General features: G+C 58.5%; 22 protein-coding genes. 4 read left to right on the forward strand and 18 right to left on the reverse strand.

What is annotated here, in order from left to right; genetic code table 11:
• Positions 1-7: 7 nt before the first annotated feature.
• The 12 genes from rlmN to trmJ all read right to left on the reverse strand — a co-directional run bounded on the left by rlmN (position 8) and on the right by trmJ (position 9,027).
• The gene (rlmN, locus tag AF70_RS14245) at positions 8-1,156 is read right to left on the reverse strand and encodes a 23S rRNA (adenine(2503)-C(2))-methyltransferase RlmN (RefSeq protein WP_028939188.1); all 1,149 of its coding nucleotides are present in this window, start codon (positions 1,154-1,156) and stop codon (positions 8-10) included.
• A 28-nt stretch (positions 1,157-1,184) separates the two neighbouring features.
• Entirely contained in the window at positions 1,185-1,610 is a 426-nt protein-coding gene (gene ndk / locus AF70_RS14250; protein WP_018927065.1) for a nucleoside-diphosphate kinase, read from the reverse strand.
• 92 nt (positions 1,611-1,702) lie between these two features.
• The gene (gene iscX, locus AF70_RS14255) at positions 1,703-1,903 is read right to left on the reverse strand and encodes a Fe-S cluster assembly protein IscX (protein ID WP_007941386.1); all 201 of its coding nucleotides are present in this window, start codon (positions 1,901-1,903) and stop codon (positions 1,703-1,705) included.
• A 14-nt stretch (positions 1,904-1,917) separates the two neighbouring features.
• A complete protein-coding gene (gene fdx / locus AF70_RS14260; RefSeq protein WP_018927066.1) occupies positions 1,918-2,259 on the reverse strand; it encodes an ISC system 2Fe-2S type ferredoxin in 342 nt (113 codons plus the stop codon).
• Positions 2,260-2,262: 3 nt separating this feature from the next.
• Positions 2,263-4,125, reverse strand: a complete 1,863-nt coding sequence (gene hscA, locus AF70_RS14265) for a Fe-S protein assembly chaperone HscA (RefSeq protein WP_019647769.1) — start codon at positions 4,123-4,125, stop codon at positions 2,263-2,265.
• Between the two features lie 51 nt (positions 4,126-4,176).
• Positions 4,177-4,698 (reverse strand): co-chaperone HscB, encoded by a 522-nt coding sequence (gene hscB, locus AF70_RS14270; RefSeq protein WP_018927068.1) that lies wholly within the window; start codon positions 4,696-4,698, stop codon positions 4,177-4,179.
• A gap of 8 nt (positions 4,699-4,706) precedes the next feature.
• Positions 4,707-5,030 (reverse strand): iron-sulfur cluster assembly protein IscA, encoded by a 324-nt coding sequence (gene iscA / locus AF70_RS14275; protein WP_007941391.1) that lies wholly within the window; start codon positions 5,028-5,030, stop codon positions 4,707-4,709.
• Between the two features lie 34 nt (positions 5,031-5,064).
• A complete protein-coding gene (gene iscU / locus AF70_RS14280; protein WP_003443374.1) occupies positions 5,065-5,451 on the reverse strand; it encodes a Fe-S cluster assembly scaffold IscU in 387 nt (128 codons plus the stop codon).
• 85 nt (positions 5,452-5,536) lie between these two features.
• The gene (locus AF70_RS14285) at positions 5,537-6,751 is read right to left on the reverse strand and encodes an IscS subfamily cysteine desulfurase (RefSeq protein WP_007941393.1); all 1,215 of its coding nucleotides are present in this window, start codon (positions 6,749-6,751) and stop codon (positions 5,537-5,539) included.
• A 50-nt stretch (positions 6,752-6,801) separates the two neighbouring features.
• Positions 6,802-7,293 (reverse strand): Fe-S cluster assembly transcriptional regulator IscR, encoded by a 492-nt coding sequence (iscR, locus tag AF70_RS14290; protein ID WP_003227911.1) that lies wholly within the window; start codon positions 7,291-7,293, stop codon positions 6,802-6,804.
• Positions 7,294-7,477: 184 nt separating this feature from the next.
• Positions 7,478-8,254: a serine O-acetyltransferase gene (cysE, locus tag AF70_RS14295; RefSeq protein WP_028939187.1), complete on the reverse strand. Its 777-nt coding sequence runs from the start codon at positions 8,252-8,254 to the stop codon at positions 7,478-7,480.
• 2 nt (positions 8,255-8,256) lie between these two features.
• The gene (gene trmJ, locus AF70_RS14300; protein WP_018927071.1) at positions 8,257-9,027 is read right to left on the reverse strand and encodes a tRNA (cytosine(32)/uridine(32)-2'-O)-methyltransferase TrmJ; all 771 of its coding nucleotides are present in this window, start codon (positions 9,025-9,027) and stop codon (positions 8,257-8,259) included.
• A 146-nt stretch (positions 9,028-9,173) separates the two neighbouring features.
• On the opposite strand from trmJ, the gene suhB reads away from it, so the two are divergent.
• Positions 9,174-9,992 (forward strand): inositol-phosphate phosphatase, encoded by an 819-nt coding sequence (suhB, locus tag AF70_RS14305; RefSeq protein ID WP_007941397.1) that lies wholly within the window; start codon positions 9,174-9,176, stop codon positions 9,990-9,992.
• 408 nt (positions 9,993-10,400) lie between these two features.
• Here suhB and rplS read toward each other — a convergent pair whose 3' ends face one another.
• The 5 genes from rplS to ffh all read right to left on the reverse strand — a co-directional run bounded on the left by rplS (position 10,401) and on the right by ffh (position 13,972).
• On the reverse strand, positions 10,401-10,751 hold the full coding sequence (gene rplS, locus AF70_RS14310; protein ID WP_003175895.1) for a 50S ribosomal protein L19: 351 nt from the start codon (positions 10,749-10,751) through the stop codon (positions 10,401-10,403).
• Between the two features lie 45 nt (positions 10,752-10,796).
• Entirely contained in the window at positions 10,797-11,570 is a 774-nt protein-coding gene (gene trmD / locus AF70_RS14315) for a tRNA (guanosine(37)-N1)-methyltransferase TrmD (RefSeq protein WP_172901170.1), read from the reverse strand.
• Entirely contained in the window at positions 11,552-12,088 is a 537-nt protein-coding gene (rimM, locus tag AF70_RS14320) for a ribosome maturation factor RimM (RefSeq protein WP_019581061.1), read from the reverse strand. Before rimM ends, trmD begins: the two co-directional genes overlap by 19 nt.
• Before the next feature lie 5 nt (positions 12,089-12,093).
• A complete protein-coding gene (gene rpsP / locus AF70_RS14325; RefSeq protein ID WP_003198088.1) occupies positions 12,094-12,345 on the reverse strand; it encodes a 30S ribosomal protein S16 in 252 nt (83 codons plus the stop codon).
• A 250-nt stretch (positions 12,346-12,595) separates the two neighbouring features.
• Complete coding sequence (gene ffh, locus AF70_RS14330) at positions 12,596-13,972, reverse strand: signal recognition particle protein (protein ID WP_007941401.1); 1,377 nt, start codon at positions 13,970-13,972, stop codon at positions 12,596-12,598.
• Between the two features lie 210 nt (positions 13,973-14,182).
• On the opposite strand from ffh, the gene AF70_RS14335 reads away from it, so the two are divergent.
• From AF70_RS14335 to AF70_RS14345, 3 genes are all read left to right on the forward strand, one after another.
• The gene (locus tag AF70_RS14335; protein WP_018927074.1) at positions 14,183-14,995 is read left to right on the forward strand and encodes an inner membrane protein YpjD; all 813 of its coding nucleotides are present in this window, start codon (positions 14,183-14,185) and stop codon (positions 14,993-14,995) included.
• A 12-nt stretch (positions 14,996-15,007) separates the two neighbouring features.
• Positions 15,008-16,240 (forward strand): transporter associated domain-containing protein, encoded by a 1,233-nt coding sequence (locus AF70_RS14340; RefSeq protein WP_028939186.1) that lies wholly within the window; start codon positions 15,008-15,010, stop codon positions 16,238-16,240.
• Positions 16,241-16,492: 252 nt separating this feature from the next.
• Complete coding sequence (locus AF70_RS14345) at positions 16,493-17,809, forward strand: MFS transporter (protein WP_019581065.1); 1,317 nt, start codon at positions 16,493-16,495, stop codon at positions 17,807-17,809.
• Positions 17,810-17,903: 94 nt separating this feature from the next.
• Here AF70_RS14345 and AF70_RS14350 read toward each other — a convergent pair.
• Positions 17,904-18,210: transposase (locus AF70_RS14350; protein WP_169342483.1), on the reverse strand; the 307-nt coding region annotated here is incomplete at its 5' end.

Raw genomic sequence — 18,210 nt, forward strand, 5'->3', positions numbered from 1 at the left:
TCCTCTCTTAATTATTGTTCGCAGCGTTTTGCGGCATATCGTTGTCGGCGCTCAACTCACGCACGGCGATATAGCGTTCGCTGCGACGGGTGCGATCCAGCACCTGCCCTACCAACTGGCCACACGCGGCATCGATGTCTTCACCGCGGGTGGTACGCACGGTGACGTTGAAGCCTGCATGGTGAAGCTGATCCTGGAAACGGCGAATCGCATTGTTGCTCGGACGCTCGTAACCGGAGTGCGGGAACGGGTTGAACGGAATCAGGTTGATCTTGCACGGAACATTCTTGAGCAACTCGATCATTTCGACCGCGTGTTCGACCTTGTCGTTGACGTCCTTGAGCAAGGTGTACTCGATGGTCAGTACGCGCTTTTCGCCCAGGGACGACATGTAGCGCTGACACGATTCCAGCAGCATCTTAAGCGGATACTTCTTGTTGATCGGCACCAATTGGTTACGCAATGCGTCATTCGGTGCGTGCAGGGACAACGCCAGGGAAACATCGATGTGCTTGGACAGCTCATCGATCATTGGCACCACACCCGAAGTCGACAGGGTTACGCGGCGCTTGGAGATGCCATAGCCCAGGTCATCCATCATCAGATGCATGGCGGCCACGACGTTGTCGAAGTTCAGCAGCGGCTCACCCATGCCCATCATCACCACGTTGGTGATGGCACGGTCGACGGTTGCCGGGACGCTGCCAAAGGATTTGTTGGCAATCCACACCTGGCCGATGACTTCGGCGGCGGTGAGGTTGCTATTGAAACCTTGCTTGCCGGTGGAGCAGAAACTGCAGTCCAGGGCACAGCCTGCCTGGGACGAAACGCACAAGGTGCCGCGTTTGCCCTGGGGAATGTAAACGGTCTCGACGCAGCTGCCGGACGCCACGCGCACCACCCACTTACGGGTGCCGTCGCTGGAGATGTCCTCGCTGACCACTTCCGGACCACGAATTTCAGCAACAGCCTTGAGCTTTTCGCGCAAGGCCTTGCTGACGTTCGTCATGGCGTCGAAATCATCGACACCAAAGTGGTGAATCCATTTCATTACCTGACCGGCACGGAAACGCTTCTCCCCGATTGAGTCGAAGAATTTTTCCATTTCCTGTTGAGTCAGACCCAGCAGGTTGGTTTTTACAGTCGATGTAGTCATGGATTCACCTTCACTCTTAAGCCAATGCTTAGCGAGTGGTTACTTCAGTAGCTGCGAAGAAGTACGAGATTTCGCGAGCAGCAGCGGCTTCGGAGTCCGAACCGTGTACGGCGTTGGCGTCGATGGAATCAGCGAAGTCAGCGCGGATGGTGCCAGGAGCAGCTTCTTTAGGGTTGGTAGCGCCCATCAGCTCACGGTTCAGAGCGATAGCGTTTTCGCCTTCCAGAACCTGAACGACAACCGGACCGGAAATCATGAAAGCAACCAGGTCGTTGAAGAAACCACGAGCGCTGTGCTCAGCGTAGAAGCCTTCAGCTTCGGCTTTGGACAGTTGCTTCAGTTTCGAAGCTACAACGCGCAGGCCTGCTTTTTCGAAACGAGTGGTGATCTCGCCGATGACATTTTTAGCAACAGCGTCAGGCTTGATGATGGAGAAAGTACGTTGAACAGCCATGGTGTAACTCCAGAAACGGTAATTTGCGAAAAATTAAACCCGCGAATTATACGCGGGTTCTTTGGTATTGCCTAACTGCGTACGGTGCAGACTCAGTCTGCTTCTTCGATCCAGGCGGCCTGAATGGCTTCAAGCACCTTCTCGCCACCGCGTGTCGGATCATCACTGAACTCCGGCAATGCCAGCACCCACTGGTGCAGATCGACGAAGTTCACGTAACGCGGGTCCACATCCGGCTTTGACTCAGCCAGCTGGATCGCGATTTCCAGCACATCAACCCATTTCAGGCTCATGAAAGTTCCTTGAATCAGTGCGGCGCTTCGGCGGCATGGTTGAGCGAGTACTTCGGAATTTCGACGGTCAGGTCTTCAGTCCCGACTTTTGCCTGACAGGCCAGACGCGACTGGGCTTCCAGCCCCCAAGCCTTATCAAGATAGTCTTCCTCCAGCTCATCAGCCTCTTCCAGCGAGTCGAAACCCTCACGAATGATGCAGTGACAAGTGGTGCACGCGCAGACGCCGCCGCAAGCGCTTTCCATCTCGATATGGTGTTCATGGGCCAGCTCGAGAATGGATATGCCGGGCTCAGCCTCCACAACCATGCCTTCCGGGCAGAACTTCTCGTGTGGCAGAAAAATGACCTGCGGCATCAATTATTCCTCGATTTCATTCAGATTGCGCCCCGCCAGAGCGGCTTTCACCGTCGAGTCCAGGCGGCGGGCAGCAAAGGCATCGGTCACTTGCGACAGACGTTTGGTCTGCTGCTCAATGGCGTAACCATCGGTGCCTTTCATCAATTCGGTCAGTTCCTGCATCTGCAATTCGATGACCATGCGCTCTTCGGCGTCGAGCAAGCGTTCGCCGTCGACATCCAGAGCACCCTGCACTGCTTCGATCAGGCGCTGGGCATCGACCTGCTGTTCACGCAATACACGGGCGACCTTGTCGTCATTGGCGTGCTGGAACGAATCCTTGAGCATTTTGGCGATTTCGCCGTCGGTCAGGCCGTAGGACGGTTTGACCTGAATGCTGGCTTCGACACCCGAACCCAATTCGCGGGCCGAGACACTGAGCAGACCGTCGGCATCGACCTGGAAGGTCACGCGAATCTTCGCCGCACCAGCAACCATCGCTGGAATACCGCGCAATTCGAAGCGTGCCAGGGAGCGGCAGTCGCTGATCAACTCACGCTCGCCCTGCAATACGTGGATCGCCATGGCCGACTGGCCGTCTTTATAAGTGGTGAAGTCCTGGGCCCGGGCAACAGGGATGGTGGTGTTGCGCGGAATCACCTTCTCCATCAGGCCGCCCATGGTTTCCAGCCCCAGGGACAACGGAATCACGTCGAGCAACAGCAGTTCGCCGCCGTCACGCTTATTGCCAGCCAGGGTATCGGCCTGGATCGCAGCACCGATGGCCACGACTTGGTCCGGGTCGATTTCGGTCAGCGGTTCACGACCGAAGGCTTGCGCAACGGCTTCGCGAACGCGCGGTACGCGAGTCGAGCCGCCGACCATGACCACCGCATGAACGTCTTCCAGCTCAATGCCGGAATCACGCACCGCACGACGACAGGCTTTCAGGCTGCGAGCAACCATTGGCTCGATCAGCGCATTGAACGCTTCACGGGTCAGCCCGGCCTTCCAGTCGCCATACGCGACTTCGACGGACGAGGAATTGGTCAGGGCTTCTTTGGCCGCACACGCGGTTTGCAGCAGATTGCGCTGCTCGCCCGGATCGAGGTCGGCCGACAGACCGGCACTCTCGATGATCCAACCAGCAATGGCGTGATCGAAGTCATCGCCACCCAAAGCGCTGTCGCCGCCGGTAGCCAGCACTTCGAACACACCGCCGGTCAGACGCAGAATCGAAATATCAAAGGTGCCGCCGCCCAGGTCATAAATGGCAACCAGGCCTTCAGCCTGTTGATCCAGACCGTAAGCCACCGCAGCAGCGGTCGGTTCATTGAGCAAGCGCAGCACGTTCAGGCCGGCCAACTTGGCCGCATCCTTGGTGGCTTGACGCTGAGCATCATCGAAATAGGCCGGAACGGTGATCACTGCGCCGACCAGTTCGCCACCCAAGGTCGCTTCAGCGCGCTGACGCAGCACCTTGAGGATATCGGCGGAGACTTCGACCGGGCTTTTCGGGCCTTGCACCGTGTCGATGAACGGCATGTGCGACTCGCCGTCGACAAAACGGTATGGCAGCTGATCGCCCAATTGCTTGACGTCGGACAAACCACGTCCCATCAAGCGCTTGACCGACAGCACAGTGTTCAGAGGATCGGTAGCGGCAGCCAGTTTGGCCGATTCGCCGACCTCGACGCGATCGGCGTGATAGCGCACGGCAGACGGCAGGATAACCCGCCCTTGCGCATCGGCCAGAGGCTCGGAAAGACCACTGCGCAATGCAGCGACCAGCGAATTGGTAGTGCCCAAGTCGATCCCCACAGCCAGACGACGCTGGTGCGGTTGAGGACTTTGGCCGGGTTCGGCGATCTGCAGTAGGGCCATCGTGATCAGGACTTATCTGTATATCAGGCGTGCGACCGGAGCGGCACTGGGTTAATCGTCGAGGCGCTCTTCTAACTGGCGCACTTCGTAGGTGAGCTTGTCGAGGAACTGCATGCGCCGCATCAGGCGTTCGGCCCGTTCGCGTTGCGCCGCATCATTCCAGCAAGCTGCGAAGCTTTGGTTCAGTTCATCCTGAGCTGCCTTGAGGCGGCGCTTGAACGTGGCAATACCCGCCATGTCGGCGCTGTCCTGCAGATCTTCGAGCTCTTCACGCAACTCCATCTGCTGCAGAAGAAACTCCGGATCATGCACCGTGACCTCCAGCGGCAACTCGCCACCACTCAATGCGAGCAAGTATCGCGCGCGCTTGGGGGGGCTTTTGAGCGTCTGGTAGGCCTCGTTGAGGCTCGCGGATTGCTCGAGCGCCAGCCGCTGCTCACGCTCGGAAGCGTCGGCAAAGCGGTCCGGATGAACGCCGCGCGCCAACTCACGGTAGCGCGTAGCCAGCTGATCGAGGTCCAGATTGAAACTCGGTTGCAGCTCAAATAAAGCGAAATGACAAGGAGTACCCACGAGCAGCCTCAGATGTTGAAGCTTTCGCCGCAGCCACACTCACCGCGTACGTTGGGGTTGTTGAACTTGAAGCCTTCGTTCAACCCTTCCTTGACGAAATCAAGCTCGGTGCCGTCCAGGTACGCCAGGCTTTTCGGGTCGATGATCACTTTCTCGCCGTGACTTTCGAACACTTGATCGTCCGCGCCTACCTCGTCGACAAACTCCAGCACATAGGCAAGGCCGGAACAGCCCGTGGTGCGAACACCCAGACGAATCCCATCACCCTTGCCGCGCCCGTTGAGGGAGCGTCGCACGTGTTGAGCAGCCGCTTCTGTCATGCTGATAGCCATCGGTGACTCCTTACTCGTCGCCAAATCTTGAAAGTCAGATCAAGCCTTTCTTCTGCTTGTAGTCGCGAACGGCCGCCTTGATGGCGTCTTCAGCGAGTACGGAGCAGTGAATTTTCACTGGCGGCAGGGCCAGCTCTTCGGCCAGTTGAGTGTTCTTGATGGTCTCTGCTTCATCCAGAGTCTTGCCTTTCATCCACTCGGTCGCCAGGGAGCTGGAGGCGATCGCGGAACCGCAACCGTAGGTCTTGAACTTGGCGTCTTCGATGATGCCTTGCTCGTTGACCTTGATCTGCAGACGCATCACGTCACCGCACGCCGGAGCGCCGACCATGCCGGTGCCGACATCAGGATCTTCTGCATCCATCTTGCCGACGTTGCGCGGGTTCTCGTAGTGGTCGATGACCTTTTCGCTGTAAGCCATGATTCTTAATCCTCACTCATCAGGAGTCGCTCTTGAAACCCTGCAAATCGTGGATTCGCAGGGCCCGGTTGCGGCGACTTGAATATCAGTGTGCCGCCCACTCGATTTTCGAAATGTCGACGCCGTCTTTGTACATGTCCCACAGCGGCGACAGAGTGCGCAGCTTGGTGACGGCCTCGCAGACTTTCTGCGCGGCGTAGTCGATTTCTTCTTCGGTGGTGAAGCGACCGAAGGTGAAGCGAATCGAGCTGTGTGCCAGTTCGTCGTTGCGGCCCAGGGCGCGCAGAACGTACGAAGGCTCAAGCGATGCCGAGGTGCAGGCCGAACCCGACGAAACCGCCAGATCCTTGAGCGCCATGATCAGCGACTCGCCTTCGACATAGTTGAAGCTCAGGTTCAGGTTGTGCGGTACGCGGGCGGTCATGCTGCCGTTGACGTACAACTCTTCCAGGCCTTCAACCTGTTTGAAGAAACGGTCGCTCAGCGCTTTGATGCGTGCATTCTCGGCAGCCATGTCTTCCTTGGCCACACGGAACGCTTCGCCCATGCCGACGATCTGGTGAGTCGCCAGGGTGCCGGAACGCATGCCACGCTCGTGACCGCCGCCGTGCATGGTCGCTTCGATGCGCACACGCGGCTTGCGGCTGACGTACAGCGCGCCGATGCCTTTAGGGCCATAGGTCTTGTGGGCAGAGAACGACATCAGGTCAACTTTCAGTTTCGACAGGTCGATCTCGACCTTGCCGGTGGACTGAGCAGCGTCGACGTGGAACAGAATGCCCCGGGAGCGAGTCAGCTCACCGATGGCAGCGATGTCGTTGATGGTGCCGATTTCGTTGTTCACGTGCATGACCGATACCAGAATGGTGTCGTCACGCAGGGCAGCTTCGACCATTTCCGGAGTGACCAGGCCATCTTCACGAGGATCGAGGTAGGTCACTTCGAAACCTTCACGCTCCAGTTGGCGCATGGTGTCGAGGACAGCCTTGTGCTCAATCTTGGTGGTGATCAGGTGTTTGCCTTTGGTGGAGTAGAAATGCGCCGCACCCTTGATTGCCAGGTTGTCGGACTCGGTGGCACCGGAGGTCCAGACGATTTCACGCGGGTCGGCGTTAACCAGGTCAGCGACCTGGCGACGAGCGTTCTCGACGGACTCTTCGGCTTTCCAGCCGAACACGTGGGAACGGGACGCCGGGTTACCGAAGTTTCCGTCGACCAGCAGGCATTCACTCATCTTTTGCGCGACACGCGGATCAACCGGGGTGGTCGCAGAGTAATCAAGGTAAATCGGCAATTTCATGGACTATCTCCTAAATCAGGCTGGCTGGCGTGCCGCTAGCTCTTTGGCTGTCATTCGACGGCGGACGCTTCAATCTTGTCCAGGCGTGGCGCCTTGCTGTTGCAACGACGCTGGTCCTGACGCTGGGCTACTTCTTGCACCTCACGGCGAGTTACAAGGTCAGCCAAGCTGATACCGCTCAGAAATTCGTGAATCTGCAGGCTAAGATCGCACCACAAATGGTGAGTCAGACAGGTGTCGCCGGAATGGCAATCGCCCTGGCCCTGGCACTTGGTTGCATCGACCGATTCGTTGACCGCATCGATTACCTGGGCGACCTGGATGCCCTGCATGTCGCGGGACAATTGGTAGCCACCGCCCGGACCGCGAACACTGGACACCAGATTGCTACGACGCAATTTGGCGAAAAGCTGCTCGAGGTAGGACAGGGAGATGCCTTGGCGCTCGGAGATATCGGCCAGGGACACCGGCCCGTGCTGCGCGTGTAACGCCAGGTCAAGCATGGCGGTCACGGCGTATCGGCCTTTTGTAGTCAGTCGCATGGACAATTACCACGGAGTTCGGAATGGGGCGAGTATGCAATTCCCGAGTATTTAAGTCAACTATAAGACCTAGCGCATTACTCAGGTTTACCCGCAAAAGAGCGCGCGCATCATAGCAGGGTCTGCGGCGCAATGGCACATCAACCAGCGCGGTGCAAATGCCTGAATGCGACCCTGCTGTGAATCAGCTGGCCTTGCTTTCGTCCTTGCCCTTCACACAGGCAAAGTCTTCTTCACGCAGTTCAGGCAGATCCTTGGCACAGTAATTACTGCCCAGATCCTTCAGCGCTCCACACATACCCTCCAGACGCCCATCGACCGCCTGCAAGTGATCGAGCAACTGACCGATCGCCCGGGCCACCGGGTCCGGCATGTCTTCGCCGACACCGTAGGCATCGAAGCCGATCTTCTCGGCCATGGCCTTGCGCTTGGCATCCTGCTCATCGTCGGACTTGACGATAATCCGCCCCGGAATCCCCACCACCGTCGCACCCGGCGGAACTGCCTTGGTGACCACGGCATTGGAACCCACCTTGGCCCCGGCACCGACAGTGAATGGGCCGAGCACCTTGGCGCCGGCACCAACCACCACACCGTCCTCCAGGGTCGGGTGACGCTTGCCCTTGTTCCAGCTAGTGCCACCAAGGGTCACGCCCTGATAAAGGGTGACATCGTTGCCGATCTCGGCAGTCTCACCAATAACGATGCCCATGCCATGGTCGATAAAGAAGCGACGACCGACCTTGGCCCCCGGATGAATCTCGATCCCGGTCAACCAGCGACCGAAGTTCGACACCAGCCGCGCCAGCCATTTCAGCTCTGCGCGCCACAGGAGCGACGACAGGCGATGGATCCAGATGGCATGCATGCCTGGATAGCAGGTCAGGACCTCAAAAGCATTACGCGCTGCCGGGTCACGATGAAAAACACTTTGGATATCTTCACGCAAACGCTCGAACATCATTAATCCTTCCGCTTTAGAAGCTCGCCACGGGCCGCCTTCTGGGTTTCCGTGAGGATGCCACGCAATATATTCATTTCCGCCCGGCTGACCGAGCTGCGTCCGTACAACCGGCGCAGGCGCGCCATCAAGTGCCGTGGCTTTTCCGGATCGAGGAATTCGATGGCCACCAGGGTTTGCTCCAGGTGCTCATAGAATCGCTCCAGCTCATCCATGGTCGCCAGCTCACCACTTTTGGTGGACGCCACTTCTTCCTTCTCGACCTTGCTCGGCTGACCTTGGGCCGCCAGCCAGGACATGCGCACTTCATAGCTCAACACCTGCACCGCCGCCCCGAGGTTCAGCGAACTGAACTCGGGGTCTGATGGAATGTGCACGTGATAATGACATCGCTGCAGCTCTTCGTTGGTCAGGCCGGAATCTTCACGACCGAACACCAATGCGATCTCGGCGCCCTGCCCCGCTTCCTCGACCACCCTTGCACCGCACTCACGGGGATCGAGCAACGGCCAGGGAATGCGACGATCACGAGCACTGGTACCCAGCACCAGATTGCAGCCGACCAAGGCATCTTCCAAGGTGGCGACGACTTGCGCGTTTTCAAGGATGTCCCCGGCGCCGGACGCACGCGCATCGGCCTCGTGGTGCGGGAACAACCGCGGCTCGACCAGCACCAGTCGCGACAGGCCCATGTTCTTCATGGCACGCGCAGCACCGCCGATATTTCCGGGATGACTGGTATTGACCAGGACGACACGAATGTTTTGCAGCAAGGGAGGCGCTCTCGAACATTGAATGAGGGAGCCGAATCTTACAGCTCCTCCTACCGTTAAGCCATGAAAGCGAACGTCGACCTTCTCCTGTAGAAACTTTCTGATAGAATGCCCGGCTTTCTTTAACAACCTTAGGTGACACATCCATGCAGCCCATGCTGAATATCGCGCTGCGCGCCGCCCGCAGCGCCAGTGAATTGATCTTCCGCTCCATCGAGCGCCTGGATACCATCAAGGTCGACGAAAAAGACGCCAAGGATTATGTATCCGAGGTGGATCGCGCCGCCGAACAGAAAATCATCGACGCACTGCGCAAGGCCTACCCGAATCACTCGATCATGGGTGAAGAAACCGGCCTGCACGCCGGCACTGGCATCGAAGGCGAAGAATACCTGTGGATCATCGACCCACTGGACGGCACCACCAACTTCCTGCGCGGCATTCCTCACTTCGCTGTCAGCATCGCCTGCAAATACCGCGGTCGCCTGGAACATGCTGTTGTTCTGGACCCGGTTCGCCAGGAAGAATTCACCGCCAGCCGTGGTCGCGGCGCTCAACTGAACGGTCGTCGCCTGCGCGTCAGCGGCCGTACCAGCCTGGACGGAGCCCTGCTGGGTACCGGCTTCCCGTTCCGTGACGACCAGATGGACAACCTCGACAACTACCTGGGCATGTTCCGCGCCCTTGTTGGCCAGACCGCCGGCATCCGCCGTGCCGGCTCGGCAAGCCTCGATCTGGCCTACGTGGCTGCCGGCCGTTTCGACGCCTTCTGGGAGTCGGGCCTGTCCGAGTGGGACATGGCTGCAGGCGCCCTGCTGATCCAGGAAGCCGGCGGCTTGGTGAGCGACTTCACCGGCGGTCACGACTTCCTCGAGAAAGGCCACGTTGTTGCCGGCAACACCAAGTGCTTCAAGGCAGTACTGACAGCGATCCAGCCGCACCTGCCAGCTTCGCTGAAGCGCTAAGCGCCCAAGCCCAAGCCCAAAAAGCCGCAGCACTTAAAGCAAACGCCCCGACTGGTTCGGGGCGTTTGCTTTTGTGCGGAGTAATGCCACCAACTTAAGCCGTAACGCGACCTGTAGCAGCTGCCGAAGGCTGCGTTCGGCTGCGAAGCAGTCGTAAAGTCAGAGATTGCGGCATGCCAGACAGACCGCATTAGCCGGATTCACGACTGCTTCGCAGCCGGACACAGCCTCGCTGGAGCTCGACAGCTGCTACAGCCAGACGCAGCCTTCGGCAGCAGCTACAGAAAGAGCGCCGCAGCTTTTTATATATGCAGCCATAACGAAAAATGCCCCGCATCTTTCGATACGAGGCATTTTCTTGAAAATGCCAACCTGAGCAGGCCAGCTTTTCGGCATCGGAAGCTGGACTTAAGCCAGTTTTTCCTTGATGCGAGCTGCTTTACCGGACAGGTCACGCAGGTAGTACAGCTTGGCTTTACGTACGTCACCGCGACGCTTGACAGCCATGCTGTCGATTTGCGGGCTGTAGGTCTGGAAAGTACGCTCTACGCCAACACCGTTGGAGATTTTACGAACGGTGAAAGCACTGTTTACGCCGCGGTTACGCTTGGCGATAACTACGCCTTCGAACGCTTGCAGACGCGAACGATCGCCTTCCTTCACTTTCACCTGAACGACAATGGTGTCGCCCGGGGCAAAGGTAGGGATCTCTTTAGTCATCTGCTCTGCTTCGAGTGCAAGGATGATTTTGTTAGTCATGCTGTGCTCCTAAGGTAAATCGTCGGATCTACCATCGATACGTTGTTAACTATCGTCCCGCTCGCGGATGTATTCCTCGAGCAGCTTCTTCTCTTCTCCAGAAAGCGAGCGGCTTTCCAGAAGATCGGCGCGTCGTTCATAGGTCCGACCAAGGGACTGCTGTAAACGCCAACGCCGGATGTGCGCGTGATTGCCACTTAGCAATACGTCGGGAACACGCTGATCCGCATACACCTCCGGTCGGGTGTAGTGCGGGCAATCCAGCAAACCATCCGTAAAGGAATCTTCCTCAGCGGAGTCCGCATGCCCTAAAGCTCCAGGCAGCAGTCGTGTAACCGCATCGATCAGGACCATCGCCGGCAGCTCGCCGCCAGACAGTACATAGTCGCCAATCGACCACTCTTCATCGACATGAGCATCAATAAAACGCTCGTCAATGCCTTCATAGCGGCCAGCAATCAGGATCAATGCATCCAGATTCGCCAACTCGCGTACCGCCGACTGTGTCAGTTGACGGCCTTGGGGGGACAGGTAAATTACCTTCGCCGCCTCCCCGGCTGCTGCCTTGGCCTGAACCAGAGCATCTTCCAGGGGCTTGATCTTCATCACCATGCCCGGACCACCGCCAAATGGGCGATCATCCACAGTGTGATGTCGATCCGTCGTGTAGTCTCGCGGATTCCAACAGGTAAGCTGCAACAACCCCTGTTTCACCGCCCGACTGGTGATGCCGTACTCGCTGATGGCGGAGAACATCTCGGGAAACAAACTGATCACTTCTACGCGCAGGTTAGCCACGTTTAGAAGTCCGCATCCCATTCCACCTTCATCTCGCCCGCTGCCAGATCGACGGCCAACACGCATTGCTCGGTATACGGCAACAGGCGTTCACGATCATCCAGGCTGCCAGCGCAAGGCTTGACCACCATTACATCATTGGCGCCGGTTTCCAGAAGATGATCGATTTTCCCGAACAATTGCCCGTGAGTATCGATGACCTTCAGACCTTCCAGCTGGTACCAGTAGTACTCGCCATCGGTCAATTCAGGGAACAGGTTGCGCGGCACGCAGATCTCATAACCAGCCAGAAGACGAGCTTCTTCACGATCATCAAGACCCTTGAGCTTTGCGACCAGGAACTTGTCGTTCCCGCGTCCGCTGACCAGCTCGACCTGTTTTACGTTGCCTTCGCGCCTGAGCGTCCAGGTTTTGTAGTCCAACAGGTTTTTAATCGGATCAGTAAAGGAATACACCTTCACTTCGCCGCGAACGCCGTGAACAGAATAAATCTTGCCGATAACGATCAAATCATCAGCAACAGCTGGCGTCGCGTTCATATTGCTCAGGCCGCAGCCTTAGCAGATTCCTTCAACAACTGAGCAACGCGCTCAGAAGGCTGTGCACCAACGCTCAGCCAGTAGGCTACGCGCTCTTGGTTCACGGACAGACGAACTTCTTGACCACGAGCAACAGGGTTGAAGAAACCAACCTGTTCCTTGTGCGAACCGTCACGCGGGTTGCGGCTGTCGGTTACGGTCAAGTGGTAAAACGGGCGCTTTTTGGAGCCGCCAAGGGCAAGACGGATTGTTAGCATGTGAACATCGTTCCTGTAGTCGGTGCTGCAAATCTAAATGCACAGCGGGCATAGGTGCCCGAAAGGCCGCATATTCTAAGGAATATCCGGACTTTTGCAAATGTCTTTTTCCGGCGCCTATCGGCGTGCCATCCAGATTTGCTATAGAGCCATCGTTGAAGATGGCCAGTCAGCTCCCGCCAAGCGCGGGTTTGCTGGAGATCCCACGTCCATGTGGGGCTGCGCCGACATGACTGCCGGCGCGGATTCTTTACATTTTTGGCATGCCGCCGCCGGGCAACATACCGCCCATGCCGCGCATCATTTTGGCCATTCCGCCTTTCGCGGAGAATTTCTTCATCATCTTCTGCATCTGCTTGTGCTGCTTGATCAAGCGACCGATGTCCTGCACCTGGGTGCCGGAACCCATGGCGATCCGGCGCTTGCGCGAACCACTGATCAGCTCAGGGTCGCGGCGCTCGGCCGGGGTCATGGAATTGATGATGGCTTCCATCTGCTTGAATTGCTTCTCTGCCGCGCCTTGGGCATTGCCCATCTGCGCCAGGTTCACACCACCGATATTCGGCAGTTTGTCCATGAGGCCGCCGAGGCCGCCCATGTTCTTCATCTGTTGCAGCTGATCGCGGAAGTCTTCGAGGTCGAAGCCCTTACCCTTCTTCAGCTTCTTGGCCAGTTTGTCGGCCTTGTCCTTGTCGAGGGTCGCTTCAGCCTGTTCGATCAGGCTGAGCACGTCGCCCATGCCGAGGATGCGCGATGCGATACGCTCAGGATGGAACGGTTCGAGCGCTTCGCTCTTCTCGCCCATGCCGATGAACTTGATCGGCTTGCCGGTAATGGCACGTACCGACAGTGCGGCACCGCCACGAGCATCACCGTCGACCTTGGTCAGGATCACACCGGTCAGCGGCAATGCATCACCGAAGGCCTTGGCCGTGTTGGCGGCGTCCTGGCCGGTCATGGCATCGACCACGAACAGAGTTTCGACTGGATTGATCGCGGCGTGCAGCGCCTTGATCTCGCCCATCATCTCTTCGTCGATGTGCAAACGACCGGCGGTGTCGACGATGACCACGTCGATGAATTTCAGCTTGGCTTCTTTAATAGCCGCTTGCGCGATGTCGACCGGCTTCTGGCTCAGGTCAGACGGGAAGAACGTCACGCCGATGTCGTTGGCCAGGGTTTCCAGCTGCTTGATCGCCGCCGGACGGTAAACGTCCGCGGACACGACCATGACCGACTTCTTTTTGCGCTCTTTAAGGAAGCGCGCCAGTTTGCCGGCGGTGGTGGTTTTACCCGCACCCTGCAAACCGGCCATCAGAACCACGGCCGGTGGAACGGCGCTCAGGTTCAGGTCTTCGTTGGCTGCGCCCATCAGGCTTTCGAGTTCGGCCTGGACGATCTTCACGAAGGCCTGGCCCGGCGTCAGGCTGCGGGACACCTCGGTGCCGACAGCGCGCTCCTTGACCGAATTGACGAAGTCTTTGACCACCGGCAAGGCGACGTCGGCTTCGAGCAACGCCATGCGCACTTCACGCAGGGTGTCTTTGATGTTGTCTTCGGTCAGCTTGGCCTTGCCGGTGACATGGCGCAGCGTCTGCGAGAGACGGTCGGTTAAGTTTTCAAACATTGCGCGATCCTTTCAGGCCCTGTGTAGACCGGGATAATGGCGGCCCAGACCGGAATCAACATGTGCTCGGCGAGCCTGCGGCGTGGGCAGGTCGCGGATTATAGCGAAGACTGCGTCTGGCGGACACCTCGCCGTCAGCTTGTATAGTCTTTCGTGCCGTATGGGTTCTATGCCAAACTCAACGCCTTTCGGGCCTGCCTAACAGGATTTATGCTCCCCTTGTCACCCAGCTTGCTTACCACTCTCGCCGCCGCCTGCTTATATGCCGCTGCGACCTTCTATCAAGGCACTCGCCTGGCCACCGGTGCCAAGGCGAACAAACGCCTGCTGGTCACGCTCGGCGTACTGGCCGTGCTGGCCCACAGCGCCAGCCTGATCAGCTATCTGCTGACTCCGGTCGGCCTGGCCCTGGACTTTTTCAGCGCCGCCAGCCTGATTGCCGCAGCGGTCATCGCCCTGACCCTGCTGGCCTGCTCACGGATTCCAGTGGAAAACCTGCTTGTATTGCTGTTCCCGCTGGGCGCCGCAACAGTGTTGCTGGCACAGTTCGCCCCCGCCGGCACGGTGCAGGTCATCGACGAAGAGCCAGGCATTCTCGCCCACATTCTCTTGTCGATCCTCGCTTACGGCATGTTCACCATCGCGGTGTTCCAGGCCTTGCTGCTGCTGGTTCAGGACCATCAGCTCAAGCACAAGCATCCGTCCGGGCTGATCAAGAACTTCCCGCCGCTGCAAACCATGGAAAGCCTGCTGTTCGGTTTCCTCTGGGCCGGCTGGAGCCTGCTGTCGTTGTCGCTGATTTCCGGCTGGCTGTTCGTCGAGAACCTGTTCGCCCAGCACCTGGTGCATAAAACCCTGCTGGCGTGCCTGGCCTGGATCGTGTTCAGCGTGCTGCTCTGGGGGCGCAACCGTCTCGGCTGGCGCGGACACAAAGCCATCCGCTGGACCCTTGCCGGTTTCTGCCTGCTGATGCTGGCGTATTTCGGCAGCAAGCTGGTCCGCGAATACATTCTGCACATCTGACGGGCGGCATTAATGGACGACTTGCCCATAGGACCGATGCTCGCGGTGCTGGCCCTGCTGATTTTATGGTCGGGGCTGTTTACCGCCATCGAAGTTGCGCAACAGCAATTACTGGCCCAGCGCACGGCCTCGCGCTCCAGCGACAAACCCGTGGCCAAGCTGAGCTTCCCGCTCAACAGCCTGATCCTCTGCAACACCCTGTGCCGCGCGCTGGTGGTGGTCATCAGCACCTTGCTGGCGATTTTCACTTGGGCGCAAAACGGCCCCTGGATTGCCTGCCTCGGTGCCGGCGCAATGTTGCTGGTGTTCGCCGACTACCTGCCACGCGCCCTCGCCGCCCGCTACCCGGATGCCGTCCTGGCCTTGGGCAACACACTGCTCGGCATACCGCTGAAAATCGTCTATCCCGCCGCATGGCTACTCAATGGCATCAGCCAACTGCTGATGCGGCCATTCGCCCGCAAAATCAACGTGGTGCAGCAAAGCGAAGACGAGGCACCGGCAGATCGGCACGACGATCACGAACACGCGGCCTATCGCCCACTGTCAGGTATCCACGCACTGGATAACATCACGGTCAACGATATTCTGGTGCCACGCAGCGACGTCGACGGGATCAACCTGGACGACCCCCTCGAAGAAATCATCGAGCAACTGCGCCACAACAAGCGCACCCGCCTGCCGGTATTCCACAGCGACATCAACCAGGTTGAAGCGGTACTCAACACCCGACAGATCCGTCATTTACTGCCGGATTCAAGCCTGACCGTGGAAGCGCTGCTGGCGGCCAGTCACGAACCGTACTTCGTGCCGGAAAGCACACCGTTGCAACTGCAATTGCTGAATTTCCACAAGCAGCAGCGGCGCTTGGGCATGGTGGTCGACGAGTACGGGGAAGTACTGGGTATCGTGACCCTGGAAGATATTCTCGAAGAAATCGTCGGAGAGTTCGAAAGCCAGCACAGCCTGGATAACCCGCACATTCACCCGCAGGCCGATGGCCGACTGGTGATTGATGGCGCAGCGTCCATCCGCGAGCTGAACAAGAGCCTCGGCTGGCATTTGCCCAGCGATGGTCCGAAAACCCTCAACGGCCTGGTGACCGAGGCGTTGGAGACGATTCCGGACAGTGCGGTGTGCCTGAAGATCGGACGATACCGGCTGGAGATTCTGGAGACTGAAGAGAATCGCGTCACGCGCGTGCTGATCTGGCATACCAGCTCAGCGCCTGCGCTTATCCGTTAATGGGTTAAAACAACCGCCCCTCTTGTTCGATAGTTAGCCACCTTCCTATAATCGAGCCGGCTTACCCAAGCCTCCCACCGAACCACATGCTTACCCCGCATGCAGCAGGTTCCGGCCAGATCTTCGACAACATCCGTACCACTGCGGCGATTGTTCCTACCTTGAACAGCGACCGTGTCTCAACCCACATCCCTGGGTATTCGACCATAATAATTCGCTCCACTGGGGCACATGACTGTCAGGGATAACGACATGACGACCAGCACAACGTTCAGCGACACCGCGCCTGCCCAACCGACGAACTCCGCCACCCGCGTGGCTACCGCGAGTTTCATCGGCACGGCCATCGAGTTCTACGACTTCTACGTCTATGCCACCGCCGCAGCATTGGTGATCGGCCCGGTGTTCTTTCCGCAAACCTCCGGCACCGCGCAGATGCTGTCGGCATTCCTCACCTTCGGCATCGCTTTCCTTGCGCGGCCGCTGGGTTCGGCGCTATTCGGCCATTTCGGTGACCGCATCGGGCGCAAATCGACACTGGTTGCGTCCTTGCTGCTGATGGGTGTGTGCACCACGCTGATCGGCGTACTACCGGGGTACGACAGCATTGGCGCCTGGGCGCCGATCCTGCTTTGCGTACTGCGCTTCGGCCAGGGCCTGGGGCTGGGCGGCGAATGGGGCGGCGCCGCATTGCTGGCCACGGAGAACGCGCCCAAAGGCAAGCGCGCCTGGTTCGGCATGTTTCCGCAACTCGGCCCATCGATCGGGTTTCTGGCGGCCAACGGCCTGTTCCTGACCCTGGCCATGAGCCTGAACGACGAGCAATTCCGTTCGTGGGGCTGGCGGATTCCGTTCCTGCTCAGTGCCGCGCTGGTGATGGTGGGCCTGTACGTACGCCTCAAGCTCCACGAAACCCCGGTGTTCGCCAACGCCGTGGCTCGCCAGGAGCGGGTGAAGATTCCGTTGGTCGAGCTGTTCAGCCAATACTGGGCACCGATGCTGCTGGGCGCCGGGTCGATGGTGGTGTGCTATGCACTGTTTTACATCTCGACAGTCTTTTCGCTGAGTTACGGTGTGTCGACGCTTGGCTACACCCGGGAAACCTTCCTCGCGCTGCTGTGTTTCGCGGTGCTGTTCATGGCCGCAGCGACACCGCTGTCGGCTTGGGCCAGTGATCGTTTCGGGCGTAAACCGGTACTGATCATCGGTGGCGTGCTGGCGATTCTGTCCGGATTCTTGATGGAACCGCTGCTGACCCATGGCTCGACCTGGGGTGTGGCGTTGTTCCTGTGCATAGAACTGTTTCTGATGGGCGTGACGTTCGCACCGATGGGCGCGCTGCTGCCGGAGCTGTTTCCGACCCACGTGCGCTATACCGGCGCATCGGCGGCTTACAACCTGGGCGGTATTGTCGGCGCCTCGGCGGCACCGTTCTTTGCGCAGAAACTGGTGGCGATGGGTGGTTTGAGTTATGTCGGCGGGTATGTGTCGGGGGCGGCGGTGCTGAGCCTGATAGCGGTGCTGTGCCTGAAGGAGACACGCAATAACGATTTGAATCGGGTTGCCTGAAGCCAAAAGCTTCGCGGGCAAGCCTCGCTCCTACGGGTCATTTGTCGAACGCACTTGCGTCTTGACGTGATCCCTGTAGATACTCTGTTCACGGTCAAGCTTTTAGCAGACGTTTTTCGCTGAAAAGCTTGGCCGTATCGAAATCCTCTCCAGCGCGTATGCAGGCCCACAAGCCTGTCAGGTATTTGCGCATAACCGCACAGATGGCCTGCATTTTTCGTTTTCCACGACCGACTAGCACGTCGTAAAAAGCCTTCACATAAGGATCGCAGCGGATCGCTGACATGGCAGGCATGAACATCGCCGAGCGCAGGTAGGCGTTGCCACCCTTGCTCAGGCGTCCGGGCTTGTCGATGCTCGTTCCAGACTGGGTCAGTCGCACGTCCAGCCCTGCATAACGA

It is taken from the genome of Pseudomonas sp. KD5, assembly GCF_012932895.1.
Classification (GTDB): Bacteria; Pseudomonadota; Gammaproteobacteria; order Pseudomonadales; family Pseudomonadaceae; genus Aquipseudomonas.